Here is a 25,781-nt window from a genome sequence, read left to right as displayed (position 1 = left end):
AATGGCACTTAGTGTCATTCAAGGGCATTGCAAACTACAGTGAAAGAATTTGATCTTATTAGCCGCTATTTTTCTAATGGCGGTTACAAACGCAGAGATGTTGTCATAGGGATTGGCGATGACTGTGCAGTCACAAATGTTCCTGAAAATCAACAGCTTGCAGTAACTACAGATACCTTGGTTGCGGGCGTGCACTTTCTCGATAGTGCGCCTGCGAAGTCTGTGGCCTATAAAACTGTGGCAGTAAACCTAAGTGATTTAGCGGCTATGGGCGCAGAGCCAGCGTGGATTAGCCTATCGCTTTCGTTACCTGAAGTTAATGAAGATTGGCTGGCAGAGTTTGTCGAAGGCTTATACGAGCTAACACAATACTATTCGGTACAGCTTATCGGTGGCGATACCGTCAAAGGTCCGATGGCAATGACTATTACTGCGCAAGGCTTCATTCCGCCGGGATCTGAGCTTACCCGCAGTGGCGCCAATCCTGGTGACTGGGTATACGTTACCGGTACCTTGGGCGATGCGGGGGTAGGCTTAGATATATTACAAAATAAGCTTACCGTTGAAGGTGAAGCACGTGATGTTCTGGTTAACCGACACTACTATCCCACGCCGCGTGTAGCAGTGGGCACGGCGATACGTCGCATTGCAACATCCTGTATCGATTTGTCTGATGGCCTAATTTCCGACCTCGGTCACGTACTGGAAGCCTCGGGTTGTGGCGCTAATATTCACGTAGACAGGCTACCGTTATCTCGGGCCATGACTAGCGCCGTTGATACCAAGACCGCAATTGAATATGCCCTCTCTGCTGGCGATGACTATGAATTGCTGTTTACGGTAAGTGAGGAGCAACGGGGCATCTTAGAAACGTCTCTGGCTAGCACAAACGTAAAGGCCACGTGTATCGGTCAGTTATCAGGGCATACGGAAAAGCTGTCGCTATTTAAAGGCGATAAGCCTTACGAAGCGGCCACAGAAAATGGATACGAGCATAGCTTCTAATGCAAAAAGAATATAGAGCCCGGGTGAGCATGAAAAACCCAGTGCATTTTTTAGCGTTGGGTTTTGGTAGCGGGCTTATCCCCTTTATGCCTGGAACTTTTGGTTCTATGGCCGCGATACCCTTGCTACTGCTAAGTGCTAATGCGCCCGTATGGACCTTTATCGCATTTACGCTTTTTGCCTCAGTGATTGGTATTTACCTATGTGGTAGAACGGCTGATGATATGCAAGTTCATGATCATGGCTCCATAGTGTGGGATGAAGTGGCGGGTATGTTCGTAACCTTCCTATTTGTGCCCATTACTGCGCCGACCTTGTTAATTGGGTTTGTAGTGTTCCGTCTTTTCGATATTTTAAAGCCTTGGCCTATCGGCGTGATTGATAAGCGTCTTCACGGCGGTACGGGGATCATGCTTGACGATTTATTAGCCGGCGCGATGGCCTGTGCATGTATGCACATTAGCCTTACGATGTGGCCCGCTTTAGTGGTATGGTTTTAGCTCGCTTGTTAGCCTGTCATAAAGGTTAAGTTACTGCGTTAATCAATAATAATACGCAAAAAAGAAAGCGAACAAGAGCACGATAAATAAGAGATAAGTGCCGAAATGATCAAAAAAGCCGCTGATGGTTAATTACCCACAGCGGCTTTTTTGTATCTCTTTTGTTTCATAAACCTATTGGCTTTACGGGGCATCGCAGAGGTATACCGTCTACGTATAACCGTTAAACGCAACGTGTATGGAACGCCAGCCCTATTATATGAACGTTCTAGGGGGCGTAACAGCTTAATTGCTTTATCGTATTGGCGATACCTTCACCGTCCAAGCCATGCTCACGGTACATTTCTTGTTGGGTACCTTGCAAAATAAAGCTATCAGGTAGCCCTAACATACGCAATGGCTTTAATACGCCTTTTTGTTGTAAATACTCGTTGACCGCGCTTCCCGCACCCCCGGCAATACACCCATCTTCAAGGGTGACTAAAATATCATGCTCGGCGGCAGCCTTCAGTATTGCTTCGCCATCAAGGGGCTTAACAAAGCGCATATCAATAACCGTCGTATCTACGTGTTCTGCGGCTTCTAAGGCATAGGGTAAAAGGGTACCAAAATTTAAAATGGCAACTTTGGTGCCTTTTTTTCGGGTCAATGTACGTACTGTGCGCGACTTACCTAGTGGAATTTCTCGCATAGCACTGTCGGGCGTGACATTCATGCCAGACCCTCGTGGATATCTAACCGCCGCAGGCTTTTGCGCTTTATGGCCAGTATAAAGCATCTGACGACATTCGTTTTCATCGGCTGGGGCCATAATAATCATGTTAGGTATACAGCGTAAAAACGCAATATCAAACGCTCCTTGGTGAGTAGGGCCGTCAGCGCCCACAATACCGGCGCGATCAATAGCGAAAAGAACAGGTAGTTCTTGTAATGCCACATCGTGAATTAATTGATCATAAGCACGCTGTAAAAAGGTGGAATAAATTGCCACAACGGCGTGACAACCGTCTTTAGCAAGGCCTGCGGCGAAGGTAATAGCGTGTTGCTCTGCGATAGCAACATCGAAGTACTGATCAGGGTATTTTTGCGAAAAAGCTACCATACCTGAGCCTTCTCGCATAGCAGGTGTTACTGCCACTAATTTAGAATCTTGGGCTGCCATGTCGCACAGCCATTCTCCGAAAATAGCAGAGTAGGTAGGAGCTGAGGGCTTCGATTTAGGTAGCGCGTTATCCGCCGGATTAAACTTAGGCACGGCATGAAACTTAATTGGATCTTCCTCTGCCAGCGCATAGCCTTTCCCTTTCTTGGTAACCACATGAAGAAGCTGCGGGCCTTCGAAGTTACGCATATTGCGCAATGTGTCAACCACAGCATCTACATCGTGTCCGTCAATTGGGCCAATATAGTTAAAACCTAACTCTTCAAATATGGTCCCAGGCACAACCATACCTTTAAGGTGTTCTTCTGCTCGGCTGGCAAACTCTCTGATAGGGGGAACATTGCTAAGTAGTTTTTTACCGCCGTCGCGAATTGAATTAAATAAATTACCTGTTAATAGCCGCGCAAGGTGGCTATTAAGTGCACCTACGTTCTCGGAAATCGACATTTCATTGTCGTTTAATACCACCACCATATCTTTTTTGATGTCGCCGGCATGGTTCATCGCTTCAAAGGCCATACCTGCTGTCATCGCACCATCGCCGATGACTGCTACCACTTTACGCCCCTGCTGTTCTTTTTCAGCGGCGACAGCCATACCTAATGCGGCACTAATAGAGGTAGAAGAGTGCCCTACTGCAAAGGTGTCGTATTCACTTTCCGGCGGCCAAGGAAACGGATGTAAACCATCTTTTTGACGAATGGTAGACATTCGCTGAGCGCGGCCGGTGAGAATTTTATGAGGGTAGGCTTGATGACCGACATCCCATAGCAAGCGGTCAAAAGGAGTATGATAAATATAGTGTAGCGCAACGGTGAGTTCGACCGTACCAAGCCCCGAGGCAAAGTGTCCGCTCGTTTGACTTACACTATTAAGTAAGTACTCTCGAAGTTCATCGGCCAAGTCGCGTAGTTTTTCTTGCGGTAATTGACGTAATTGTTCCGGCGTTTGCGCAAGCGCAAGCGTAGGATAATGTTGGAGGTCTAAACTCATTATTTATTATCTTTTTTCAACATGATGGCAGAACTAGTGGTCTCTTTTCACCAAAAGCTCGCTAAATGCAATTAAACTTTCTGTATTGTAGGGCAAACCAGTTAAAGCTTGAAGGGCATTATTGTGCAGGGCGGCGCGCTCTTTTTTCGCGCCCTCTAAGCCTAACTTCGCTGGGAAAGTGTTTTTACCTAGCGCGATGTCAGAGCCTGCAGGCTTACCTAACTGCTCACTACTGCCTTCTACGTCTAAAATGTCATCTTGGACTTGAAACGCCAACCCAATTTGTTCGGCATAAGCCAGTAACTTTTCTTGTGCACCTTCATCTAAGGATTCTGCAGCAATACACGTCATCTCAACACACGCTTTTAATAATGCGCCTGTCTTTAACGTATGTAAGGTTTTTAACGCTGCCAGGTCAATGGTGGTTCCGGTACTTGCTAAGTCAATCGCTTGTCCGCCACACATACCCACATAACCTGATGCCTTTGCCAGAATAGACAGTAGCTTAGCACGGTTAGCATGAGCGAATTCACTTAATTGTGTGTCAGCTAAATGAGAAAAAGCGATAGCTTGTAAGGCGTCGCCCGCTAAAATAGCCGTCGCTTCATCAAACGCAATATGGCATGTGGGCTGACCGCGGCGTAAATCATCATCATCCATCGCCGGTAAATCATCATGTACCAAAGAGTAAGCATGGATACACTCAATAGCCACACTAATCGCTAACTGATCTCTTTTAGGCACGTCGAGCACATTTCCCACTAACTGCACTAGCAGCGGGCGCATTCGTTTTCCACCCGCAAGTAACGCATGGCGCATTGCGGCTTTAAGGCGGGGAGCATGCTCTGGGAGGTCGTCAATAAGCGCCACTAAAGACGCATCCGTTTGCTGCTTAATCTGCTGATGCAATGCAGTAAAATTCATACGCTACCTGTATAAATGTAGGGGAGGGCTTGATTAAGGCTGCTCGTCGTCAGAAAACGGGCGCAATGCATTTTCGCCCTGCTCATTAAGAAGAATGCTTATTTTTTGCTCGGCTTGTTCAAGGGATTTTTGGCCTTGACGAGAAAGGGCGATACCGCGCTCAAATTTTTCTAACGCAACTTCTAACGGCAAATCGCCATTTTCCATTTCTGTTACTATGCTATCCAATTCGCTTAAGGTTTCTTCAAATGAAGATGAATCAGTTTTTTTGGTCACGAGAGCACTCAATTCTAGGTGGATTTTCGTATAACGCGCACATTAACTGAGGCCTGCCAACGGGTCAAATGAAATGTCACTTTCGCTATTTCAAACCCTAAAACTGCTTGTGATATAAACAAAAAGAAAAAACTTCTTATTATCTGTACGATAAATAACGAAATTTACGATATTCTTGTTATAGAATTTTGTAAGCATGCCGATAGAATAACCAAAGAAAGCTAGCGGCTGTGTAGTTAGTGCAAAGAATGAGGAAGATTTAGTGGATTTAGCAACCGTCATAGGTATGTTGGGCGCCATTGGTTTTGTGGTAATGGCCATGGTGATGGGCGGAAGTATGAATCTGTTCATAAACGTCCCTTCTGTATTAATTGTATTCGGTGGAACCCTCTTCGTTGTTTTGTCTCAGTACACAATGGGGCAGTTCTTCGGCGCAGGCAAAATTGCCGGCAAAGCTTTTATGTTCAAAATAGACTCGCCAGAAGACTTGATAGAAAAAATTGTCGAGATGGCCGATGCTGCACGTAAAGGCGGTTTTTTGGCCTTGGAAGAAGCGGAAATCGACAATCCTTTCATGCAGAAAGGCGTAGATATGCTGGTAGATGGGCACGATATAGAAGTTGTACGCGAAACCTTAGCTAAAGATATTGCTATGACCTCCGATCGCCACGATTTCGGTGCCACTATTTTTAAAGGGATGGGGGATGTTGCGCCTGCAATGGGCATGATAGGTACACTTATCGGGTTAGTTGCCATGCTGTCTAATATGGATGATCCTAAAACCATTGGTCCTTCTATGGCGGTCGCGTTGTTAACTACCTTGTATGGGGCCTTTTTAGCCAACATCGTTTGCTTACCTATGGCGGTGAAGCTTCAAAACCGCGCGCAGGAAGAAAAGCTCAATCAAATGTTGGTCCTAGACGGCATTGTAGGTATTGCTGACGGCCAAAACCCTAGAGTTATTGAAGGCATACTTAAAAATTACTTAGCCGCGAGCAAACGTAACAACGGAAACGAGGACGACTAATGGCTGAAAAAGAGTGTCCCAAATGTCCGCCAGAAGGCTTACCTGCGTGGATGGGAACCTTTGCCGACCTTATGTCACTTTTAATGTGCTTCTTCGTGCTATTGCTGTCTTTTTCCGAAATGGATGTGCTTAAATTCAAACAAATTGCCGGCTCTATGAAGTTTGCCTTTGGTGTTCAAAACAAGATAGAAGTCAAAGATATACCTAAAGGTACCAGCGTTATTGCAATGGAGTTTAGACCGGGTAAACCCGATCCTTCCCCCATAGAAAACATTCAGCAGCAAACCATAGAAATGACCCAGCAGATGTTAGAGTTTCAAGCGGGCGATGAAGACTCTGCAGGGGGGCGTCAAAAGCAGCGTGGCGAGCAGCGCGGGGGCCAGTCTCAGCAAACTGCAACAGATGCTTCTTCAGCAACAAAGCAAACTGCCAGTGAAAGCGAAACTGCCGAGTTAATGAAAAAAATAGCCCAGCAGTTAGAAAAGCAAATTCTCGACGGCGCTATTGAGCTCGAATCCTTGGGGCAACAAATTACCATTCGAATTCGAGAAAATGGGTCGTTTTCTGCGGGCTCTGCTTTTTTACAACCTCAGTTCCAACCTATCTTAAGAAAGATAGGTGTGTTGCTGGCGGATGTACCTGGCGAAATAGAAATTTCGGGCCACAGCGATGGGCAGCATATCGCTAACGAACTCTACCGTTCAAACTGGGATTTATCCGCACAGCGCGCCGTGGCGGTAGCAGAAGCGGTAAGAAAAGCGCCTGGCTTTGACGAGAGCCGCATGTCTGTAGTAGGTAAAGCTGATACTCAGCCTATGGTAAAAGATGCTGTAAGTGCAGAAGATAGAGCAAGAAATAGGCGTGTTGAAATAAATATTAATCAAGGTAAGCCTATGCTGTCTGAGCCAATTTCAGTGGTGGAAGATTAACCCTTAAAACACTATCAACGTGTTTTTCGTTCTGCGCCCTACCTTTAAGCGTAAAACCAGCGTACGTGTTAATACGTACGCTTTTATCGGTATTTTCCTTACGGCACGCGCTTGTGTAATACCTTATCTTTGCAAAGAGGCGCGATAATGGGGCTTTGAAATCACTAATTGTACAGTGCTGATTGTTCGCTCTAAAAAACCCCCTTCACAATATTTCAGATAGTAAGTCCACATCCTAACAAACCGTTCATCGTAGCCATCATTAAGCAGTGAATCTTTTGCGCTGATAAACGCTTGATACCAGTGATTTAGCGTATACGCATAATCTAAACCTATATCGTGAAGGTCGCGGATCATCATATCGCTGTAACGTTTTAAGTGAGCATTGAGCTCATACTGAGAGGGGAGAAACCCGCCTGGAAAAATATATTTCTGAATAAAGTCGACACTCTTTGCATAGCTTTCATAGCGTCTATCATCAATAGTGATGGACTGAAGTAGCATTAGGCCATTATCTTTCAGTAACGACGAGCACTTCTCGAAAAAGTTACCTAAGTAGTCTTTACCCACTGCTTCAATCATTTCTATTGAAACCAGTTTATCGAATTTACCTTCTAATAGGCGGTAATCCTTTTTAAGTAAGGTAATGCGCTCAGTGAGATTTTCTCGTGCAATCCAATCTTCAGCCCAGGCGTGCTGCTCTTCGGATATAGTGGTGGTGGTAACCCTACAGCCATAATGTTTTGCTGCATACACCGCCAGACCGCCCCAGCCCGTACCGATTTCAAGCAGGTGATCGGTTTTTGATAGCTGTAACTTATCGCAAATGGTTTTTAGCTTATTATTTTGAGCTTGGTGTAAGTTTGCATTCGAATCGGGGTAAATGGCCGATGAATACATCATGGTTTCATCGAGAAAACGGGTGTAGAGCTTATTGCCTAAATCATAATGCGCTTCGATATTTTTCTTCGCTTGGCGCTGGGTATTCTTGTTGGCAAAGTGCTGAATTTTCATTAAGGGCATAGAGAGCCATTTAAATTTATTCTCCCACTTATCTAAAGTGGGAAGGTTACGCGCAAACACCCTTACCACTGCGGTCATATCATCAGTGTCCCATAACCCATCCATGTAGGCCTCCCCAGCGCCCACGCTGCCGCCGAATAAAAGTGGCCGATATGCTTTTATATTTTTTATATTGACGTTACCGTGAAGAGCGTCGTTTCCCTCGCCGAATGTGGCTACCTTATGGCCGTCTTCCAAAATGGTTAGCGAGCCCAATGGTAAGCTTTGCAAACATTTAAGGAAGATAGTGCGGCACACCTTATCAATCAATGACGCATCAGATGTAGTTATTAGTACAGATTCACCAAAAGACATGTTGTTATTATTCCTGACTCTTTTTAGGGTGATCGTATATTGGCGTGCGTTTGAAAAAGAGCTTTATCGCTTGCCAATATATTCCCACCATGGTTTTAATTGTCATACTAGGTATACGTTTCATTACACGGCTTAGATTCGTGTTATTTAAGCTTAGTCTGGATAAGCGAATACCGGCGCTAAATTCTTTTTTATCCCGTACACAATTCATTGTTAATGAAAGCCGGCTTGAGGGTTGGCCAATGTGCCATTGGTATGTCATATCCATTGGGTTGAAGGGAGAAACGTGAAACGCTTTTTCCGTGTCATCCTGTTTGTCTAAATCAACCAAATAATAGTGGCGTTCGTTCCAAGGTGTATTGCTAACTTCAGCCAGTAAATAGCTGAAATGACCACAGGGCGTTCGCAGATAATAAAAATTCACCGGGCTAAAATACAGCCCCCATATGCGTAATTGGCCGAGCATAAAGATGTCACCCTCAACGTCATTAGCGCCTAACTGCGTCATTTTTTCTTTCACGGCTAGGGCAAGAGACTTCTCGCGAGGGCCTAAATAGTCGTCACGGTTGAAACGTACCCGCGCCCGAGAGGTTGCAGAAAAGTGCATAAGCGACTCGCTTAAATCGGCGAGTTCATCAAGGTGTAGCCAAAATAAATATATGTCATAGTCAAACTTATGCTGCGTGGGGACAAAGCGTTGGTGGAATACCTTGCCTTGATATATTGCACTGTCCATTACAGCTTGGCTCCAAAACGTTCGCACACCTCAAGCGCACTTCGCACACCATCTTCGTGAAAGCCGTTGTACCAATAAGCGCCGCAAAAATGCAGGCCATCAATGCCACATATTTCGCCACGGCGTTGTTGCGCCGCTACCATAGCAGCACTGTATTGCGGGTGCTCATAGCTATAACGGCCTAAGATGGCACTAGCGTCTATCTCATCTGTATTATTTAAGGTTACACAGTATTCGTTGGTAGCGATAAGCCGTTGTAAAATGTTCATGTTATAGGTGACAGTAGCAGGTCTCTCTTCTTCGTTGCCTTCGTCTTTCAAGCGATAATTCCAGCTTGCCCACGCCAGTTTGCGTTTGGGTAATTGTCTCGTATCTTTATGTAGCGCTACATCGTTTTTTGAAAACGGGATGGCGCCGAGTATTTGTTGTTGTTGTGGCGTGGGTGTGTCTAGCATGGCAAGAGCTTGGTCGCTATGGCAAGCAAACACTACTTCATCGTAGTAGCTTTCGCTATTTAGTGAATCTTTAAGCCGCCATCCCTGGTCTGTTCTGGACACAGATAGCACCGGACACGAAAGCTTTATTTTGTCTTTAAACGACGCTATTAAAGGGGCAATGTATTGATTAGACCCCCCTTTAATCGTAAACCATTGAGGCCTATCGCTGACGTTTAAAAGCCCATGATTATTAAAAAACTGAAGAAAGAACGTAAGGGGAAATTGCCTCGTTTGTGCCAAGCTGGCAGACCAAATCGCCGCACACATGGGCAAAATGTAGTAGCGCGAGAAATCCTCACTTAAATTAAGTTCCTCAATAATGTCGCCTAGGGTAAGGTGGTTAGTCTCTCGCTTTTCCGCCACCATAGTTTTGCACGCTTTATTAAAGGTAAGAATGTCAGCAATAATTCGCCAAAATCGCGGGCGCATAAGATTTCTGCGTTGGGCGAAAAGGCTATTTAGGTTATTACCGTTATATTCGATATTTGCTTTTTTACTGGCCACAGAAAAGCTCATTTCTGTGGGTTGGTAGGCAACGTTCAATTTATCCATTAGCTTAATGAAGTTTGGGTAGGTCCAATTATTGAACACGATAAACCCAGTATCTATGTTATGGGTTTCTTGCCCGTCGTTTATGCGTTTAGTTGCTGTATGACCGCCGATATAATCATTAGCTTCGTAGACGGTGATATCCTGGGTTTGATTAAGTAAGTAAGCACTGGTCAATCCTGATATTCCAGTCCCAATAATCGCAATTTTTTTCGCCATTTAGTTATTCTCGTTGAAGGAGTGTTGCTTATTTTTCGCGCATCGATAAAGAGAGTTTTTTCTTCAAGCTCTCGGGCAGTTTATGCATAAAGCGTAAGAGTAAACCAAACATTCGGGGAAAATAGACTGTTCCTTTACTGCTCTCTATCCCTTTAAGCATAGCCGATGCCGCTTCTTCCGCCGTAATCTTCATGGGCATTTCAAATTCATTTTTATCGGTTAACGGCGTTTCAACAAATCCCGGAGAAACGGCTTGAACATGAATACCTTTGTCATGTAAATCTACGTCAAGGCTCTTAGTAAAGTAGTGTAGCGCAGCTTTGCTAGCACCATAGGCTTGGGTTCGGGTGAAAGGGAGTAATCGCGACATGCTATCTACAATAATAAGCTTATTGCCGGGCCTAAGGTTGGGTAAAAGCCCGTTCACGCAGTTTACTACGCCAAAAAAATTAGGTTCAAACACGCGTCTGAACATCTTAGGTTCAAAAGCATCTACATCAACGTATTCGCAGGTGCCCGCGTTAAGTACTGCGTAATCTACATGAATGTCCTTTAATGCTTTCAGCGCATCTTGCTCATTGGTAACGTCAAAACGCAACGACGTAATATTAGCCTGTTGCGCTAACGCATCGAGCGCGTCTTGATTTCTTCCGCACGCAATTACGTTATAGTTATTTTTCGCGGCGTGTAGAGCAAGCGCCTTACCGATACCTGAGGTCGCCCCGGTAATTAAAATGCGTTTCATTGCGCCATCCTCGCCTTTATTTTCTTAATAAAGAAACGCAAAATAGGAATATGTTCATAAACCATTTGGCCTAAATCATAGTAATCTCTGTGGTAGCAAATGCGATCATCTCGAACACTAAGCTGAGTCGTGCCTTTAAGGGTGATTTCGTTAGAATACTTTTGGATGTTAAGGTACATGGTCCAATTAACCACATGAGTAATATTGGTTGTCTGGCTTGGTTGGGTAGCAATAATTGTCGTTATATCAAAGCGACAGCTTTGTGCTCGCTCAAGTAGGTGGGCGAAATAAGATTGAACATCGGCTAAGCCACGGTGGGCTTTAATTGGGTCAATAAACACTACATCTTGGCTGTAAATGTTTGCTAAATCCTCTTGGGATACTTGGCATAAATCAGAATATACTGTGCAAAATCGGTCGATTACATCCATTACCATCGCTCTCTTAAGTATGTCGTTAAAGCGCAATGCCATACACGGAATACCCGTGGCCGAATGTTCCTAGTTGCGCTGGTGCCTAGTAATCTTACATATTAACAGCTACAACCGACTGATATAGTTAATTTTAGTTAATTTATTTACCCTGTTTATTGGCACATGGATCAGTTAGGTGACGCCATACTATGAAAATCTTTCCCATGCGATCCAAATTGTTCACATTGGCGTAATGGCATTAGTGTTTAAGAGTTAAGTGTTTATGAAGATTCCATACGTCCCATTATTTCCGCTATCGGCTCACCTGCTTCCTGAAGGGCGTATGTCGTTGCGTATTTTTGAGCCCCGTTATACTCGCATGATTAAGCAGGTATGCGCCGAAAACAGTGGCTTTGTCATGTGTATGCTCAATGCGAAAGGGGACAGAGAGTGCAACCAACATATATACCCTATTGGTACTTACGCAAAGGTCGTAGACTTCGATTTACTAGATGATGGATTGCTTGGCATAAAGGTTGCTGGTTCTAAGCTTGTAGAGGTGTCTGATATTGTCACCGAGTCCGATGGACTCAGGGTGGGGCGTTGTGAAGAATTAACCCCGTGGCAATGTGACATAGACCCGAAGCAAATATCGCCTATGGATGAGCGACTCAAGGAAATTTTTGCGAAGTACGAAGACATTGCTGCGTTGTATGAAGCACCAAGGTTCGATGACCCCATTTGGGTAATGCAGCGTTGGCTAGAATTACTTCCGGTAGATGGTGGGCAAAAGCAGCAATTTTTACAGCAACATAATTGTACAAAATTGTTGAATTACCTAAGTGCATTAATTCCTTAAGGAGCGGTCGCAAAGGGAGAAAAGCGTATGAATGACGCATTCATTACATAATTGTAATGCAAATCAGCGCCATTAGCCGAACGCTTTCTACTTATTATTCGTAGAATGTATTAACTAATCGAAAAGCGGACGAATCATATGTTAGTTGGAATTCCACTGGAACAAAGTAACAGCGCCATTAAACCTAAAGAATGCGCAGTTGAAATGTCAGAATATTTGGTCGCCGTAGCAGAGCATCGTTGCAAACGCTCTTTTGCTCGCGTGTTTAATTATTTCGCGCCACGTTTACGTTCTTATGCGCTCAAACAAATGGGTAATGAAGCACTGGCGATGGAGTTAGTACAAGACACAATGTCGAATGTATGGCAAAAGTCTCACTTATTTAACGCAGAAAAAGGTTCGCCTTCTACCTGGATTTTCACGATTGCACGAAATATCCGTTTCGATATGTTACGCAAACTGCAAAACCGTAAAGAAGATGTGTGTTCTGACGATTTATGGCCCGTATTATGTGAACAAACTGCAGACTTAAACGAAGCGCCTCTTGACGAACAAGTGACGTTAGAGCAAATTGGACACTTATTTGAGGCTCTGCCAGACAAACAACAAACGGTAATAGAATCAATCTATATAGATGGTAAATCGCAACAGGAAGTAGCGGATGAATTGGACATTCCATTAGGAACAGTGAAGTCTCGCACTCGTTTAGCGCTGCAAAGACTTAAAGGTATGCTGCAAGATAGTGAATAGACAAGCAAATGATTAGGTTTCACCCCCATACTCAACAACTCGAGTCGTTTGTTGAGGGTAGCTTATCGCCCGCCGTTTCAATTTTAGTGTCGGCGCATTGTGATATGTGTTCGCATTGCCAGCGTATAGTAGAAATTGAAACAGAGCGGCTAGCTAGCAGTTTATTTGAAGATAATCGTGTTAGCGAGCCGCTTTTCTCCCCTGATTTTGACAACATGTTGGCACACATTACGCAGATGCCATCAGCGGTCCATCCCGACCACCCTGCACAAAGCCGTCATCATAAGCCGCGCTCACACAACAAAGAGCGAAGTGCGTCGACCATAGAATTAGATGGCCGGGCATTCACGTTACCGCGTACGCTTCGCCGTTACGCCGATAAAACCGGAAATTGGTCTAGTTTGGTAGGCAAGTTGTGGCAGGCTCCGGTTGAACTTGGAAACCAAGGTGTGGCTAATTTTATATATATGGGGCCAGGTGGCAGCGTACCTGAACATACACATAGAGGCACTGAGTACACGCTGGTACTTGACGGTGAGTTCAGTGATGGGTTGAATAACTATGACACTGGCGACTTTATATTTATGGACGACCAGCACACTCATACGCCCCGCGCGGATAAGAAAGAAGGGTGTTTGGTATTTAGCATTGTGGATCAACCGCTTCATTTTACATCAGGGCTGGCGCGGCTACTTAACCCCTTTAGTCATCTCTTCTTTAGATAACTAAGCGCACCATAGATACCAGTGCGCTTTTATCTGTACACTAAATTAGCTTATAAAGTCACTTTCTGGGTAATTAAGCTTTAGCGTTTTCATGGCATTTTCACGCAATTCATCTAAGCCTAATTGTTCGTAACTAGACACCATAATTTCAAGTGCCTGTTGTACTTGCGTACTGTCTGGAAAATGTTCAATCACATATCGACCGCGGTTAGCGGCTGCTACATAAGCTTGGCGGCGCATGTAAAAGCGTGCAATCGCAATTTCATAGCGCGCAAGTCTATCTTTAATATGCAACATGCGCTTTCGGGCGTCTGCGGCGTATTTGCTATCTGGGTATTGCTGAAGTAAACGTCTGAAATCTTCAAACGCTTCACGTGACTTCGATGGATCTCGATCGGTTCTATCGATATTCATCAACTCTTGAAATAAATTACTGTCAGCTTCCATGTTTGTTAAACCACGCATATAGTACGCATAGTCTACATCCGCATGGTTAGGGTTCAGACGGACGAAGCGGTCGATGGTGGCAAGTGTTTCATCAAGTTTACCCGACTTATAATAGCTATAAATAAGGTCTAACTGAACTTGGTGCGACAACGGACCAAACGGGTAACGTGAGTCTAAGGCGCTAAGGGTTTGTGCAGCGGCACTAAAGTTACCCACTTCCATATTTTGCTTGGCTCGCTCGTAGAGTTGCTGAGCGCCCATGTTCGCCAATACGGCTTTTTCTTCTTCATTGCCGGAGGAACTACACCCTGCGACCGATACCATAGCACCGAGTACTACGGGCGCTAATAAACGAAATGATTTCATAATAATTCTAATTTCCTGCTAAACAGAGTGGATTACTTCGCTGTCTAAGCTCATGTTTTTCGTATTCTAACGTACTCGCGATGAGAAAAACCATACAATTTAATAAACAACGCAGTGTACCGACAGAAAGCTTGTTATAATACCCCTTTTACATTTAATCATTGGTGTTATGACAGAGTCGGACAACACAATACAATTAGACGAGACTACAGGGCCTGAGCACTTTGGTCTTCGTTTAGATCAGGTTTTAGCTGATTTGTTCCCTGAATATTCACGTTCTAAGTTAAAAACTTGGATTCAAGACGGCAAAGTTGCGGTTAATGGTGAGGTTATCACAGTTCCTCGCCATAAAATGCAGATGGAAGAACGGGTAACGGTGAATGCTGAGATAGAAATTCAAGTAACCAGCCAGCCGCAAAATATAGACTTAGATATCGTTTATGAAGATGAACATATTTTAGTTATCAACAAGCCTGCCGATTTAGTAGTACATCCCGGCGCGGGAAATCCCAACGGAACTGTGCTTAATGCATTATTAAATCATGTACCGAATATCGATAAGGTACCGCGTGCAGGTATCGTCCATCGTCTTGATAAAGATACTACTGGGCTTATGGTGGTTGCAAAAACCTTACCTGCGCAAACCCATTTGGTCGATCAACTTCAACATCGAGTAATGAGCCGAGAATATGAAGCCATTGCGCTTGGCACTATGGTGGCCGGTGGAGTGGTTGAAGCGCCTATTGGTCGCCATGCTACTAAACGCACCCATATGGCGGTAAGAGAGGGCGGGAAGCCTGCAACTACGCATTACCGAGTGATGGAGAAATTCAGAGCTTATACGCATCTGCGCTTGAAGCTTGAAACTGGACGTACCCACCAAATACGGGTGCATATGGCTTATGTAAAGCACCCTTTGTTGGGCGATCCTGTCTACGGCGGTCGGCCCCGTCTTCCAAAAGGAGCATCGGAGGATTTTATATCCACGCTAAGAGGCTTTCAACGTCAAGCACTGCATGCTGCTCAACTCTCTTTGTATCATCCAGAAACAGAAGAGTGGATGACATGGCAAGCCCCGCTGCCCGAGGATATGCAAAACTTGTTAGAGGCGGTACGCTTAGATACCAAAGAGAACCCTGAAGACATTATATGAGTAATAGCCCCCATATAATTACGCCTTCATGGAATGCGCCTAGTAATATAGTGGCGTATACCAGTACACGCAATCATGGTGTAAGCGAAGGCGAATATGCTGGGTGTAATGTTGGCGATCATGTGGGCGATGACCCTACTGCTGTTAAACGCAATAGAGCGACTTTGCCCTATGCTGATCGCATATGCTGGCTCCAACAGGTTCATGGCAATCATATAGTTGGCTTACCTATTGATGCTAATAGAGTGAGTGACCAGGAAGATAATCTTAACAGCACTAAGATACCCAGGGCAGATGCGGCAATGTCTTCCTCTTCTCATTCTTTTTGCGCTGTAATGACCGCTGATTGTGTTCCCATACTCTTATGTGATTCATCAGGAACGCAAGTAGCAGCAATTCATGCTGGTTGGAAAGGCTTACGTTTAGACATAATTACTAAATGCGTAAAGCAGTTTAATGCTGTGCCTAATCAACTAATGGCTTGGATAGGACCGGCTATTTGTCAAACGTGTTACGAGGTCGATCTGCAACTCGCCAATACCTTTTCGCATTACGCTGGCGCCATAAAAGCCGGTACAAAAGTAAATAAGTTTCAACTAGACCTTCCCAAAATCGCTGAGTTTCAACTACTGTCTCTTGGTATCGATAACGTTATCAATAGTCGTCGTTGTACCTATTGTGAGTCAGAGTCGTTTTATTCCCACCGACGCGCCACACACCAAGGGTTAACTTCTACCGGACGCATAGTTAGTGTTATAGGTTTGCGCTAAATCAAAGGTTTAGTGAATTCTTTTCCTCTTCCACTTGAATCAAAATGCATCAGATACCATAACTTAGTCATAGGTTATTGTGATCTTCCTTGAGGGAAAATTATGCGTTTAGATAAATTCACCAGTAAATTTCAACTTGCCATTTCCGACGCTCAATCCTTAGCGCTGGGGCGAGATCATCAATATATAGAACCCGTTCATTTAATGTCTGCCATGCTAAACCAGCAAGGGGGCTCAGTTCGGCCGGTTTTAGATCAAGCGAACGTGAATGTGAATGCGCTACGCTCTGCATTAAGTGAAGCCGTTGACCGTATCCCTCGTGTAGAAGGTATTGGCGGCGATATACAGTTAAGCAAGGAATGCGGGATCCTGCTTAACCTTTGTGACAAAATTGCGCAACAGCGCAAAGACGAGTACATCACATCGGAAATTTTTGTTCTTGCAGCCTTACAAGATAAAGGTCGTTTAGGCGATATACTTAAGCAGTTAAATATAACTAAAGAAGGTATCGAGCGTGCTATTGACGATATGCGCGGAGGGCAAAAAGTAACCGATCCGAATGCAGAAGATGTGCGACAAGCGTTAGAAAAATACACCACAGATCTTACTGAACGCGCTGAACAAGGTAAATTAGACCCTGTCATTGGGCGCGATGATGAAATACGTCGAACCGTTCAAGTATTACAGCGCAGAACCAAAAATAACCCTGTGCTAATAGGCGAGCCGGGGGTTGGTAAAACCGCCATCGTTGAAGGGTTGGCGCAACGTATTATCGACGGTGAGGTACCTGAAGGCCTTAAAAATAAGAAAGTATTGTCTTTAGATATGGGCGCGCTGGTTGCCGGTGCAAAATACCGAGGCGAATTTGAAGAAAGATTGAAGGCTGTACTTAACGAGCTGGCCAAGGAAGAAGGCAGGGTAATACTGTTTATCGACGAACTGCACACGATGGTAGGCGCAGGAAAGGGCGATGGAGCAATGGATGCAGGTAATATGCTTAAACCTGCCTTGGCTCGCGGCGAATTACATTGTGTTGGCGCTACCACGTTAGACGAATACCGCCAATACATTGAAAAAGACGCAGCGTTAGAACGGCGTTTTCAAAAAGTGCTGGTGGAAGAGCCAAGCGTTGAGGACACCATCGCGATTTTAAGGGGATTGAAAGAGCGCTACGAGCTCCATCATTCGGTGGACATTACCGATCCGGCTATTGTGGCGGCAGCCAGTTTATCTCACCGGTATATTAGTGATAGGCAGCTACCCGATAAAGCCATCGATTTAATCGATGAGGCTGCGTCGAGTATTCGTATTCAAATCGACTCTAAGCCTGAAGACATGGACAGGTTAGAGCGTCGTATCATTCAGCTTAAACTTGAAGAGCAAGCGCTCGCTAAAGAAACCGATGAAGCAAGTCATAAACGCTTGGAAATGATTGAGTTAGAGCGAGAGCAGCTAGAAGCTAAATACGCTGAACTTGAAAAAGTATGGTTGGATGAAAAAGAAGCTATGCAGGGTACACAGACAATTAAGTCTGAACTTGAGCAAGCCAAATTAGATTTGGAAATAGCACGGCGGGCTTCCGATTTAAATCGCATGTCAGAATTACAATATGGCCGAATCCCAGAACTTGAAGCTAAGTTAGAACGGGCCGCAGAGAATGAAACACGAGAAACACAGTTGGTGAAAAATAAAGTAACCGATGTGGAAATAGCGGATGTACTTTCTCGCTGGACGGGAATTCCTGTGTCGAAAATGCTAGAAGGCGAACGAGATAAATTGCTGCGGATGGAAGATGTGTTGCATAAGCGCGTAGTGGGGCAGGGTGAGGCCGTACATGCGGTCTCTAATGCTATCCGCCGCTCTCGGGCGGGCTTAGCCGATCCGAATAGACCCATTGGTTCATTTTTATTTTTAGGGCCAACGGGAGTGGGTAAAACTGAACTGTGTAAAACCTTGGCGGGTTTTATGTTCGACACCCAAGATGCAATAATTCGCATCGACATGTCGGAATTTATGGAGAAGCATTCGGTGTCCCGTTTGGTGGGCGCACCTCCAGGCTATGTAGGCTATGAGGAAGGAGGCTATCTCACTGAGGCAGTACGCAGGAAACCCTATTCAGTCATACTACTCGATGAGGTAGAGAAAGCGCATCCCGATGTGTTTAATATATTACTTCAAGTTCTTGATGACGGCCGTTTAACTGACGGCCAAGGTAGAACGGTTGATTTTAAAAATACCGTGGTCATTATGACCTCTAACTTAGGCTCTGATGTTATTCAGGATAAACATAATGAAAGCCAATATGAGGAAATGAAAGCGGCGGTTATGGACGTGGTAGGCCACCACTTCAGGCCTGAGTTTATTAACCGTGTAGATGATATTGTGGTGTTCCACCCATTGGGTAAAACGCAAATACAGTCGATCGCTAAAATCCAGCTTGCGTCTTTGCGTGCACGATTAGCTGAGAAAGGGTATAAGCTAACTTTATCTGGTGCGGCGATGGATAAGCTAGCGGAAGCCGGCTTCGACCCTGTGTATGGGGCGAGACCTCTAAAGCGTGCTATTCAGGTTCATATTGAAAACCCGCTGGCGCATAAATTGTTATCTGGCGATCTTATTCCCGACTCCACCGTTCGCATAGATGTGAACGGCGAAGATTTTATCGTCACCAGTGAATAAGCCCCTAGGGAATAAGGACACAACGCAATTAGCGAAGTTTAAATACAAAAAAGGCCTTAACTAAAGGCCTTTTTTGGTTCTTAACTGACTAACTCATGCTGCACATTTACGTTGGCTAGCCATTTCTGTCTAAAGTGAGTCTAGCAATGCTTGCGCTTGTGGGCGCAGGAAAAACGGGCGCTTCACATTAGCAGCGTATGTTAATTCTTGCTTCGCCTCTTCTATACGTCCAAGCTTCGCTAACGTATACCCTAAGTGATAACGAATATTCGGATCGTTTGCATCTCGGGAAAATGCTTCGCGTAACAAGCGTAGGCTTTCTTCATATTTTCTTTGCTTTGCTTTTATCCACCCGTATGTATCGAGAATACTGGGTTCATCAGGGGCAAGATCATATGCTCTATCGATATAGCTAGCAGCCCTATTTATTGCGTTATCAACCCACATAATAGCTAATCGGTTATAGGCTTGAGCAGGGTTTAATAAATTAGGCTCCTCAACCAACGACGTATATAGGGGAATTGCTTTGTCGTAATCGCGAGTAAAAAACAGGTATTGAGCGAGCAAATTCTTCGCCAGTAAGTTGTTCTCATCCTCATCAATTAGTTGTTGTGCTGTATCGAAAAAGGTTTCTACATACTGTTCATTTAATGCATAGGTGTATATAGCAACGAATGCCTGAGCATAGCGGGGGTTTATTGCCAGCGCCTTTCTATACGCGCTTACCGCATCATCATCATTTCCAACGTTGGCTGCGATACGCCCGAAAAGGAACCAATAAAGTGGGCTTTTTTCCTTTGCCGATGGCATTCCTTTTAACACCTTTTCAGCTTCGCTGTTTTTTTGTAAATCAATAAGTAAGCCAGCGTACCTAAAGGATACAATAGGGCTATTAGGTGCTAACTCATGGGCTAGTTTCATTGATGCAAGTGCGTCTTTCTCATTCCCAAGAGAGCGCACCAAGTTAGAATAGGTAATAAGTTTACCCGCATCCTCTTCAATAAAGTTTCGTACGATACTTAAGGTTTTCTCTGCGTCAGTTCGCTGACTCATCTCTATCTGTAAAGATGCTTTACGAAGCAGGTAATCTGGGTTATCAAATTCGTCTTTTAATAATAAATCAAGGTGATACAGGGCATACTTTGCATCACCTTCGCGCTGATAAAGTGAAGAAATACGTTCGCGCGCGCGTTTATTTTCTGGAGACATGGTTAATAAATCGAGATATATCTGTTTAGCCGACTCAGTGTCACCCTGTTTGGTTAAATTGAATGCCTTAAGCATTAAGGTTTCATTGTGCTCAGGAGAAAGTGTAAGCAATTCCTCTATAAGTGCATTAGATGCTTCTAGGTTACCCATTCGGCTCTCTGTAGCAGCTAAATTAAACTTAGCAGGAAATAGCGTGGGACTTTTCTCTAACGCCTTCTCAATGTTGGTTTTGGCCACTTGATATTTGCCTTGGCGAATATAAATCCCTGCTTTCAAATTATATACTTCAGCTTCGTCAGGAAATAATTCTGCCAAGAAATTAGCGCCCTTTAACGCCTTATCAAAACGTTCGGCCTGTAAATTCATTAAGGAATAGGTGAATAGAAAGCCAGCATTGTCGCTATAATTTGATAAGTTATTTTCTAATATAGCAAGCGCTTCATTTTGTTTACCTCGCGCGGCCATAAGTTTTATTTCAAACAGTTGTAGTTTACTAGCACCAGGGTATTTAGCTTCTAAATTTCTAAGTAAGCGTTCTGCCTTAAACGCCTTATTCTGGCGTATAAACAAATCGCCGAGCATCAGTGCAGAGTCTATATCTTCTATCAAAGCATCTTGATGGCGTTCAAGTAATATCAATGCTTGTTTATCTTGTTGCGTTGCTGAATAAACTTGGCTTAGCATAAGCACCGCTTGTAAGTCATCCGGCTCTTTTTGCAAATAAGCGATAAAGTCCTTAGCGGCGGTCTCCATATTGTTATTGAAGAAATTAGTTAGCCCACTGATGTACAACAGCATAGGTTGTGAGGTAATTAACTCAGGGTCTAACTGCGCCATAAAGTCATTGAGTTCTTTGATTTTCTCGTTATCAATAGCTTCTTTGGTATCGCGACTTTGTAGCCAACTGTTCAATAGGATAGCGAGGGGGTCGTTCGGCGTGTCTTGAATAATTTCGTCGACAAATAGCTTGGCGGTGTCGTAGTCTTTCGCTTCTAAGTACAAATCTACCAAGTTTCTTAATGCAATGGGGTCATCTCTATTAAAGGTGAGGGCAGTTTGCAAGTGTGAAATTGCCGCTTCTTTATTACCTTCTCGATAAGCAAGTTGACCCTTCAATCGCCAAGTAATTGGGTTTTCAGGATCATTTGCCATGGCGCGTTCAATAAGCTTTCGCGCTTTGTCAATTTCGTCATCTTGCAGCGCTATCGCAGCGAGCCCATTAATTGCTGGTACAAACGTGGGCTCTTGCGCAATAATAGTGCTGTAGTCTTGCAAGGCACATGCTGGGTTGTCTAGTCTAAGGCACGCGGTTGCACGAATTAACAGCCATTCGCGCTGTGCGTCACCGGTTAACTTACTGGTATCGCTAAACTCAACTATTGCTTGATACTTATTTAAAAATAGCCAAGTGTTACCTAAAGGCTCAGCCAGTAGATTAATATCAGCGCCCATTTCGAGTGCCTCAACAAACTCTAATTCGGCGGCATTTAAATACCCGTTAATCAATAAAATTTTACCCATTAATAGCTTGGCAGCTAAGTTTTCAGGGTCTTTTTGTAAGCTGTTCTTTAAATGGATATACGCTTCATCATACTCATCAACATTATAGGCTTTGAGTGCTTTTTCGTAGTCTTTTGAAGTGGTGGCAGCGCTACCGAACGAAATTGTGAGAAGAAGTGTGCTAAAAGCACAAAATTTACTAAAACGAATTCTTTGAAACCCAAGCATATGTACAACTTTCCTAATGACCACAATAAAAAAGGTGGCCTTAGGCCACCTTAGTAAGATACGTGTTTTTACGCACTATTTAAACTATTTAAAAGATTCGTTTCCTGCGCAAAACTAATAGCCCTAGACCGATTAGCATTAATGCTACTGGTGCTGGCTCACTGACCTCTGTTGGTGGTTGGTTAATCTCTGTTCCGTTCGTTGTAAGGTTAAGCGATGCTAGTTTAAAGCCTGTGTTACTATAACTTGAACTGCTATCGTCAAAATATACATTGTAAGCCCCAACTAACCAATATTTTGCAGCGCTTAAATCCGAGAACTCACTGGTATAACCGCTGGTCGACCAATAGTTACCGTTAGACGAGATGTTGAAGTGACCGTCGGAAAGCACAAGGCCGTCGCTGGACGCTACATCTGCCCAGCCGAATTCATTCGAAGCATGATTTTCAAAAAGTGATATATCACTTAAGCCAACAACAGAAATCTGTTTGCTTGAAGCACTGCTATCCAGATAAGTGAAGGACGCACCAGTTAGCGTTACCGCTTCACTGAATGAAAAAAGCACCATGTCAAAATCTTCACCACCCGAAAAGTTATCAAGGGTATGGGAATCATTTCCATTGCTATTTACTAAACCAAAACCATAGTCATTGAAGTGTTGATAAGCATCGAGTGAATCGTAGTGTACAACCTCATTATCATCGTTCCGAATGCCATCTGTACTAATATTGCTGGTATCAGACCAAGCACTTACACCTACTCTAATGCTTGTGCCGTCGATAATAATATTCGATGAACTGCCATCTAACGTATAATCGATGTTAGTACCGCTATCCATGGTGTAGAGGTCGTAGACGTACTGGTTTAGTGTAGAGTCAACAGATGTTGAACCTGAACTATTCGAACTTGAGCTACCACTACCTGCTAACAGAGGTGATGATACAAGGAAGAAAGAAACGCTTAATGCTAACAACAGCAAAGACTTCATAAACAATGACTCACATTTAATGCTAAACTACTGGTGTAGCTTAAGCATTAAATGTGCCAAAAATTAAGCGTTTGATATTTAAGGGTTTTAAATGATTGGTGTTCGGGAAAGTCAAAAAACCTGACACTGCTTAACAGATCTAATAGTCCATAGGTCTAATAATAGATCACTTACGTTTGCGCCTCCAGGCAACAACCAAAGCACAGGCTAAAAATGCGCCTAGCGTGCGGGGCTCACTAACTGACGTGGGATCTGTTTGAGATGATCCCGGTTTAGAAAACCCAATACTCGCGAGCTTAAAGGCGTCGTCAAACATAGTACTATCAAGCTGTCCAAAAACCGAATTATAGGCTCCGACGAGCCAATACTGCGCAGACGCAGTTTCATCGAACTGAGCAATATCAATGGATTGATAGCTGTTAATATCATAAGACCCTGAGGTCAACGCGCCTTCTACTATATTAGCCCAAGTCTGCTCGCTAGAAATTAAACCAGAGATATCATTTAATCCAGCAATAGAAAGTTGGGTATTATCGTCATCTCCTACCCAAGAAAATCCGGCACCGGTTAATGTAACTTCCTCTGAAAACGAAAACATGACGTAATCGAAATCGTAATCCACGTTATGGGACAGTGTATTAACGCTGTCGATTGCGTGATCAGGATTTGAACCATAATACTCGTCATCTTTGTTATACACGCCGTAACCGTAACCTCCTAAGTCTACAATTGCGGCATCGGTGACGATATCATCATTATATGTCCCTACAGTGTCAGACCATGCCGTCATAGATATAGATACGCCATCAATTTCAATATCAGAAGATGAGGCGCTCTTCCACGGGTCAATGCCATCTGTAATGAGGTTGTAGACGGACTCGCCAAGGGCACTATTACAATCGCCCTGACTTGAACTTTGGCAAGCATCGTATTTTTCATAATAGCTACTTGAATGACTAGAGCTGCTTCCTGCTGTAGCATAAAAGCTTACTACAGCAAAACCCGAAACCATTATCGCGCTTATTGTGTTACTAAACTTGGTGGACTTCATAAACTTTGGCCTTACGACAATTAGTAAAAAGTGTCGTTAATTAAACGCTAACGCCGCAGCATAATTACGCAAACGTACCGTTTTAAAACTTCAACATGATATAAAGATCTTACTAGAAAGATGGGCGTATTAAGGTATATAGATACATACTTACTTATCTGAGGCTTACTAAAAGAAGGTATCAAAGCGTCAATGACTAACCCTAGAAGGGGCTGGACAACACGATAACTTCGTACCTAGCATCTATGCGCCGCTAACTATATATGGAATAATTAGCGACAATTAATTAGTGTTAACGAGGACTTATGTCTGAACAAAAGAGAAAGGGGATTTACTTACTCCCCAATTTATTAACTACAGCAGGCCTGTTTTCCGGTTTTTTTGCGGTAGTTTCGTCAATGAACGGCAGATTTGAAGCGGCAGCGGTCGCTATTTTTGTTGCTATGATATTTGACGGGCTTGATGGTCGAGTAGCAAGAATGACCAATACACAAAGCGATTTTGGTGCTGAATACGACTCAATGGCAGACATGGTGTCGTTCGGCATGGCACCAGCTCTTGTCGCCTATAACTGGGGCCTGACAGAATTCGGAAAAATAGGTTGGTTAGCAGCATTTGTTTATGTTGCGGGGGCCGCACTTCGTTTAGCCCGCTTTAATACGCAGGTGGGTATCGCCGATAAGCGGTTTTTCCAAGGGCTAGCGAGTCCAGCAGCAGCTGCGGTTGTAGCAGGTTTAGTTTGGGTTGGCGTTGAGTACGACGTTAATGGTGCTGACTACGGCCTCGTTGTAGCGGCGGTTACAGGTTTAGCTGGCCTACTGATGGTTAGTAACTTTAAGTATAATTCCTTTAAAGAAGTTAACTGGCACGGCAAGGTTCCTTTTGTGGGCCTGCTAATAGTTTTGCTTATATTTGTTATTGTTGCCACCGAACCAGCGCTTGTCTTGTTCATTGTTTTTGCACTTTATGCACTAGCGGGCCCGGTAAATACATTTAGAACGGTAGATAAAGTTACCCTAAATGATGTTGTTGGCGATCACGAAGAAGATGCAGACTTTTCTGAGGATGCTCAAAACGATCTTGATGAGAACAAAGCAAAAGGGGATAGCGACAAATAGTTGTTGCTGGTAAAGCAATATTAGGTGTAGTTGCTACGCGCCTCATAGTAGTGAATTAACATACTGAGATGGGGATAGTATTTATTTAGACGCTGTATAGGTCTGATAAAAGCACGAGCAAAAAGGGTTTTATCTAATCCAACAGATTATTGACGCGGCTCTTAAGGCTATCCAAAGCATGCATTTATAATATAATTGCTTAATAGTTAATCTATGCGTACAAAAAGCGACCAAACGGTCGCTTTTTTTATGTTTTTAGTCAAATTGCAGTTGACCTGGCTAAGCATTTAAGTAGAATGCGCCTCTCTTCAACGAGAGGCAGAAAACGCAATAAGTTGAAGAGTTTGGACAACAAATTTGATTAAAGTTTTTTGATAAAAGTTGTTGACAAAAAAATGATGCACTGTAAGATACGCATCCGCTTCGAAAGAGGCAGCCACTAAGAAGCAAAGCGCTTCACGGTGAGCAAGGAAAACGAATCAACTGAGAGTGATGTTGGTCCTCCTTGCGCAGAAGTCACGACAAAAAGCGTCATGATTCTGCACTATGTTCTTTAACAATTTAGACAAGACAATCTGTGTGGGCA

At 43.9% G+C, this 25,781-nt stretch carries 23 protein-coding genes; 11 read left to right on the top strand and 12 right to left on the bottom strand.

Going from position 1 to position 25,781, the window contains the following annotated elements; translation table 11 throughout:
• Window positions 1-39 precede the first annotated feature (39 nt).
• On the top strand, window positions 40-1,005 hold the full coding sequence (gene thiL / locus GTH32_RS13260; protein WP_163086439.1) for a thiamine-phosphate kinase: 966 nt from the start codon (window positions 40-42) through the stop codon (window positions 1,003-1,005).
• Complete coding sequence (locus GTH32_RS13255; protein WP_163086437.1) at window positions 1,005-1,505, top strand: phosphatidylglycerophosphatase A family protein; 501 nt, start codon at window positions 1,005-1,007, stop codon at window positions 1,503-1,505. The genes thiL and GTH32_RS13255 overlap by 1 nt, the downstream gene beginning before the upstream one ends.
• A gap of 268 nt (window positions 1,506-1,773) precedes the next feature.
• On the opposite strand, the gene dxs is transcribed toward GTH32_RS13255, so the two are convergent.
• Genes dxs through xseB form a run of 3 tightly spaced genes read right to left on the bottom strand, consistent with a single transcriptional unit; the run spans window position 1,774 to window position 4,860 of the window.
• Window positions 1,774-3,660, bottom strand: a complete 1,887-nt coding sequence (gene dxs / locus GTH32_RS13250; protein ID WP_163086434.1) for a 1-deoxy-D-xylulose-5-phosphate synthase — start codon at window positions 3,658-3,660, stop codon at window positions 1,774-1,776.
• A 33-nt stretch (window positions 3,661-3,693) separates the two neighbouring features.
• Window positions 3,694-4,584, bottom strand: coding sequence for a farnesyl diphosphate synthase (locus GTH32_RS13245; RefSeq protein ID WP_163086431.1), 891 nt, complete (start codon window positions 4,582-4,584; stop codon window positions 3,694-3,696).
• A gap of 33 nt (window positions 4,585-4,617) precedes the next feature.
• Window positions 4,618-4,860, bottom strand: coding sequence for an exodeoxyribonuclease VII small subunit (gene xseB, locus GTH32_RS13240; RefSeq protein ID WP_163086430.1), 243 nt, complete (start codon window positions 4,858-4,860; stop codon window positions 4,618-4,620).
• A gap of 262 nt (window positions 4,861-5,122) precedes the next feature.
• Between xseB and pomA the strand changes: the two genes are divergently transcribed.
• Entirely contained in the window at window positions 5,123-5,887 is a 765-nt protein-coding gene (gene pomA / locus GTH32_RS13235; protein WP_163086427.1) for a flagellar motor protein PomA, read from the top strand.
• On the top strand, window positions 5,887-6,816 hold the full coding sequence (locus tag GTH32_RS13230; protein ID WP_163086424.1) for a flagellar motor protein MotB: 930 nt from the start codon (window positions 5,887-5,889) through the stop codon (window positions 6,814-6,816). The genes pomA and GTH32_RS13230 overlap by 1 nt, the downstream gene beginning before the upstream one ends.
• Before the next feature lie 123 nt (window positions 6,817-6,939).
• On the opposite strand, the gene GTH32_RS13225 is transcribed toward GTH32_RS13230, so the two are convergent.
• From GTH32_RS13225 to GTH32_RS13205, 5 genes are read right to left on the bottom strand one after another with little or no spacing between them, the layout of a single operon-like run.
• Window positions 6,940-8,193 (bottom strand): SAM-dependent methyltransferase, encoded by a 1,254-nt coding sequence (locus tag GTH32_RS13225; protein WP_163086421.1) that lies wholly within the window; start codon window positions 8,191-8,193, stop codon window positions 6,940-6,942.
• Between the two features lie 7 nt (window positions 8,194-8,200).
• Entirely contained in the window at window positions 8,201-8,929 is a 729-nt protein-coding gene (locus GTH32_RS13220) for a DUF1365 domain-containing protein (protein ID WP_163086419.1), read from the bottom strand.
• Complete coding sequence (locus tag GTH32_RS13215) at window positions 8,929-10,194, bottom strand: NAD(P)/FAD-dependent oxidoreductase (RefSeq protein ID WP_163086417.1); 1,266 nt, start codon at window positions 10,192-10,194, stop codon at window positions 8,929-8,931. Before GTH32_RS13215 ends, GTH32_RS13220 begins: the two co-directional genes overlap by 1 nt.
• A gap of 28 nt (window positions 10,195-10,222) precedes the next feature.
• A complete protein-coding gene (locus GTH32_RS13210) occupies window positions 10,223-10,939 on the bottom strand; it encodes an SDR family NAD(P)-dependent oxidoreductase (protein ID WP_163086415.1) in 717 nt (238 codons plus the stop codon).
• Window positions 10,936-11,412 carry a nuclear transport factor 2 family protein gene (locus GTH32_RS13205; protein ID WP_246223255.1) on the bottom strand — a complete coding sequence of 159 codons (477 nt, stop codon included), beginning with the start codon at window positions 11,410-11,412 and terminating at the stop codon, window positions 10,936-10,938. The genes GTH32_RS13210 and GTH32_RS13205 overlap by 4 nt, the downstream gene beginning before the upstream one ends.
• Window positions 11,413-11,635: 223 nt before the next feature.
• Between GTH32_RS13205 and GTH32_RS13200 the strand changes: the two genes are divergently transcribed.
• The 3 genes from GTH32_RS13200 to GTH32_RS13190 all read left to right on the top strand — a co-directional run bounded on the left by GTH32_RS13200 (window position 11,636) and on the right by GTH32_RS13190 (window position 13,686).
• Window positions 11,636-12,211: an LON peptidase substrate-binding domain-containing protein gene (locus tag GTH32_RS13200; RefSeq protein WP_163086413.1), complete on the top strand. Its 576-nt coding sequence runs from the start codon at window positions 11,636-11,638 to the stop codon at window positions 12,209-12,211.
• A 138-nt stretch (window positions 12,212-12,349) separates the two neighbouring features.
• Entirely contained in the window at window positions 12,350-12,961 is a 612-nt protein-coding gene (locus GTH32_RS13195; RefSeq protein WP_163086411.1) for a sigma-70 family RNA polymerase sigma factor, read from the top strand.
• 8 nt (window positions 12,962-12,969) lie between these two features.
• Window positions 12,970-13,686: a ChrR family anti-sigma-E factor gene (locus GTH32_RS13190; RefSeq protein WP_163086409.1), complete on the top strand. Its 717-nt coding sequence runs from the start codon at window positions 12,970-12,972 to the stop codon at window positions 13,684-13,686.
• A gap of 45 nt (window positions 13,687-13,731) precedes the next feature.
• Here the strand turns inward: GTH32_RS13190 and GTH32_RS13185 are convergent, their stop codons facing one another.
• Window positions 13,732-14,499: an outer membrane protein assembly factor BamD gene (locus tag GTH32_RS13185; RefSeq protein WP_163086407.1), complete on the bottom strand. Its 768-nt coding sequence runs from the start codon at window positions 14,497-14,499 to the stop codon at window positions 13,732-13,734.
• 169 nt (window positions 14,500-14,668) lie between these two features.
• Between GTH32_RS13185 and rluD the strand changes: the two genes are divergently transcribed.
• The 3 genes from rluD (at window position 14,669) to clpB (ending at window position 19,101) form a co-directional block, all read left to right on the top strand.
• A complete protein-coding gene (gene rluD / locus GTH32_RS13180) occupies window positions 14,669-15,652 on the top strand; it encodes a 23S rRNA pseudouridine(1911/1915/1917) synthase RluD (RefSeq protein WP_163086404.1) in 984 nt (327 codons plus the stop codon).
• Window positions 15,649-16,422: a peptidoglycan editing factor PgeF gene (pgeF, locus tag GTH32_RS13175; RefSeq protein ID WP_163086401.1), complete on the top strand. Its 774-nt coding sequence runs from the start codon at window positions 15,649-15,651 to the stop codon at window positions 16,420-16,422. The genes rluD and pgeF overlap by 4 nt, the downstream gene beginning before the upstream one ends.
• A gap of 102 nt (window positions 16,423-16,524) precedes the next feature.
• Complete coding sequence (clpB, locus tag GTH32_RS13170) at window positions 16,525-19,101, top strand: ATP-dependent chaperone ClpB (RefSeq protein ID WP_163086398.1); 2,577 nt, start codon at window positions 16,525-16,527, stop codon at window positions 19,099-19,101.
• A 129-nt stretch (window positions 19,102-19,230) separates the two neighbouring features.
• Here the strand turns inward: clpB and prsT are convergent, their stop codons facing one another.
• The 3 genes from prsT to xdp1 (GTH32_RS13155) all read right to left on the bottom strand — a co-directional run bounded on the left by prsT (window position 19,231) and on the right by xdp1 (GTH32_RS13155) (window position 24,077).
• The gene (gene prsT, locus GTH32_RS13165; RefSeq protein ID WP_163086396.1) at window positions 19,231-22,038 is read right to left on the bottom strand and encodes an XrtA/PEP-CTERM system TPR-repeat protein PrsT; all 2,808 of its coding nucleotides are present in this window, start codon (window positions 22,036-22,038) and stop codon (window positions 19,231-19,233) included.
• 88 nt (window positions 22,039-22,126) lie between these two features.
• Complete coding sequence (xdp1, locus tag GTH32_RS13160; RefSeq protein WP_163086394.1) at window positions 22,127-23,026, bottom strand: exosortase-dependent surface protein XDP1; 900 nt, start codon at window positions 23,024-23,026, stop codon at window positions 22,127-22,129.
• Window positions 23,027-23,192: 166 nt separating this feature from the next.
• On the bottom strand, window positions 23,193-24,077 hold the full coding sequence (gene xdp1 / locus GTH32_RS13155; RefSeq protein ID WP_163086392.1) for an exosortase-dependent surface protein XDP1: 885 nt from the start codon (window positions 24,075-24,077) through the stop codon (window positions 23,193-23,195).
• A 305-nt stretch (window positions 24,078-24,382) separates the two neighbouring features.
• Between xdp1 (GTH32_RS13155) and pssA the strand changes: the two genes are divergently transcribed.
• Entirely contained in the window at window positions 24,383-25,195 is an 813-nt protein-coding gene (pssA, locus tag GTH32_RS13150) for a CDP-diacylglycerol--serine O-phosphatidyltransferase (RefSeq protein ID WP_163086390.1), read from the top strand.
• Window positions 25,196-25,781: the final 586 nt, after the last annotated feature.

Source organism: Alteromonas profundi, assembly GCF_010500865.1.
Classification (GTDB): domain Bacteria; phylum Pseudomonadota; class Gammaproteobacteria; order Enterobacterales; family Alteromonadaceae; genus Alteromonas; species Alteromonas profundi.
The sequence above is the reverse complement of the archived record's forward strand: the minus strand, read 5'-3'. Positions and strand labels throughout refer to the sequence as shown.

What these genes read in the sequence shown, in the direction of transcription:
- pgeF (WP_163086401.1), top strand. Translation starts at nt 15,649, where the DNA reads ATGAGTAATAGCCCCCATATAATTACGCCTTCATGGAATGCGCCTAGT.
- GTH32_RS13190 (WP_163086409.1), top strand. Translation starts at nt 12,970, where the DNA reads ATGATTAGGTTTCACCCCCATACTCAACAACTCGAGTCGTTTGTTGAG.
- clpB (WP_163086398.1), top strand. Translation starts at nt 16,525, where the DNA reads ATGCGTTTAGATAAATTCACCAGTAAATTTCAACTTGCCATTTCCGAC.
- GTH32_RS13245 (WP_163086431.1), bottom strand. Translation starts at nt 4,584, where the DNA reads ATGAATTTTACTGCATTGCATCAGCAGATTAAGCAGCAAACGGATGCG.
- GTH32_RS13195 (WP_163086411.1), top strand. Translation starts at nt 12,350, where the DNA reads ATGTTAGTTGGAATTCCACTGGAACAAAGTAACAGCGCCATTAAACCT.
- GTH32_RS13185 (WP_163086407.1), bottom strand. Translation starts at nt 14,499, where the DNA reads ATGAAATCATTTCGTTTATTAGCGCCCGTAGTACTCGGTGCTATGGTA.
- GTH32_RS13210 (WP_163086415.1), bottom strand. Translation starts at nt 10,939, where the DNA reads ATGAAACGCATTTTAATTACCGGGGCGACCTCAGGTATCGGTAAGGCG.
- GTH32_RS13200 (WP_163086413.1), top strand. Translation starts at nt 11,636, where the DNA reads ATGAAGATTCCATACGTCCCATTATTTCCGCTATCGGCTCACCTGCTT.
- rluD (WP_163086404.1), top strand. Translation starts at nt 14,669, where the DNA reads ATGACAGAGTCGGACAACACAATACAATTAGACGAGACTACAGGGCCT.
- GTH32_RS13220 (WP_163086419.1), bottom strand. Translation starts at nt 8,929, where the DNA reads ATGGACAGTGCAATATATCAAGGCAAGGTATTCCACCAACGCTTTGTC.
- pssA (WP_163086390.1), top strand. Translation starts at nt 24,383, where the DNA reads ATGTCTGAACAAAAGAGAAAGGGGATTTACTTACTCCCCAATTTATTA.
- GTH32_RS13255 (WP_163086437.1), top strand. Translation starts at nt 1,005, where the DNA reads ATGCAAAAAGAATATAGAGCCCGGGTGAGCATGAAAAACCCAGTGCAT.
- xdp1 (WP_163086394.1), bottom strand. Translation starts at nt 23,026, where the DNA reads ATGAAGTCTTTGCTGTTGTTAGCATTAAGCGTTTCTTTCTTCCTTGTA.
- dxs (WP_163086434.1), bottom strand. Translation starts at nt 3,660, where the DNA reads ATGAGTTTAGACCTCCAACATTATCCTACGCTTGCGCTTGCGCAAACG.
- GTH32_RS13215 (WP_163086417.1), bottom strand. Translation starts at nt 10,194, where the DNA reads ATGGCGAAAAAAATTGCGATTATTGGGACTGGAATATCAGGATTGACC.
- xdp1 (WP_163086392.1), bottom strand. Translation starts at nt 24,077, where the DNA reads ATGAAGTCCACCAAGTTTAGTAACACAATAAGCGCGATAATGGTTTCG.
- GTH32_RS13230 (WP_163086424.1), top strand. Translation starts at nt 5,887, where the DNA reads ATGGCTGAAAAAGAGTGTCCCAAATGTCCGCCAGAAGGCTTACCTGCG.
- prsT (WP_163086396.1), bottom strand. Translation starts at nt 22,038, where the DNA reads ATGCTTGGGTTTCAAAGAATTCGTTTTAGTAAATTTTGTGCTTTTAGC.
- GTH32_RS13205 (WP_246223255.1), bottom strand. Translation starts at nt 11,412, where the DNA reads ATGGCATTGCGCTTTAACGACATACTTAAGAGAGCGATGGTAATGGAT.
- GTH32_RS13225 (WP_163086421.1), bottom strand. Translation starts at nt 8,193, where the DNA reads ATGTCTTTTGGTGAATCTGTACTAATAACTACATCTGATGCGTCATTG.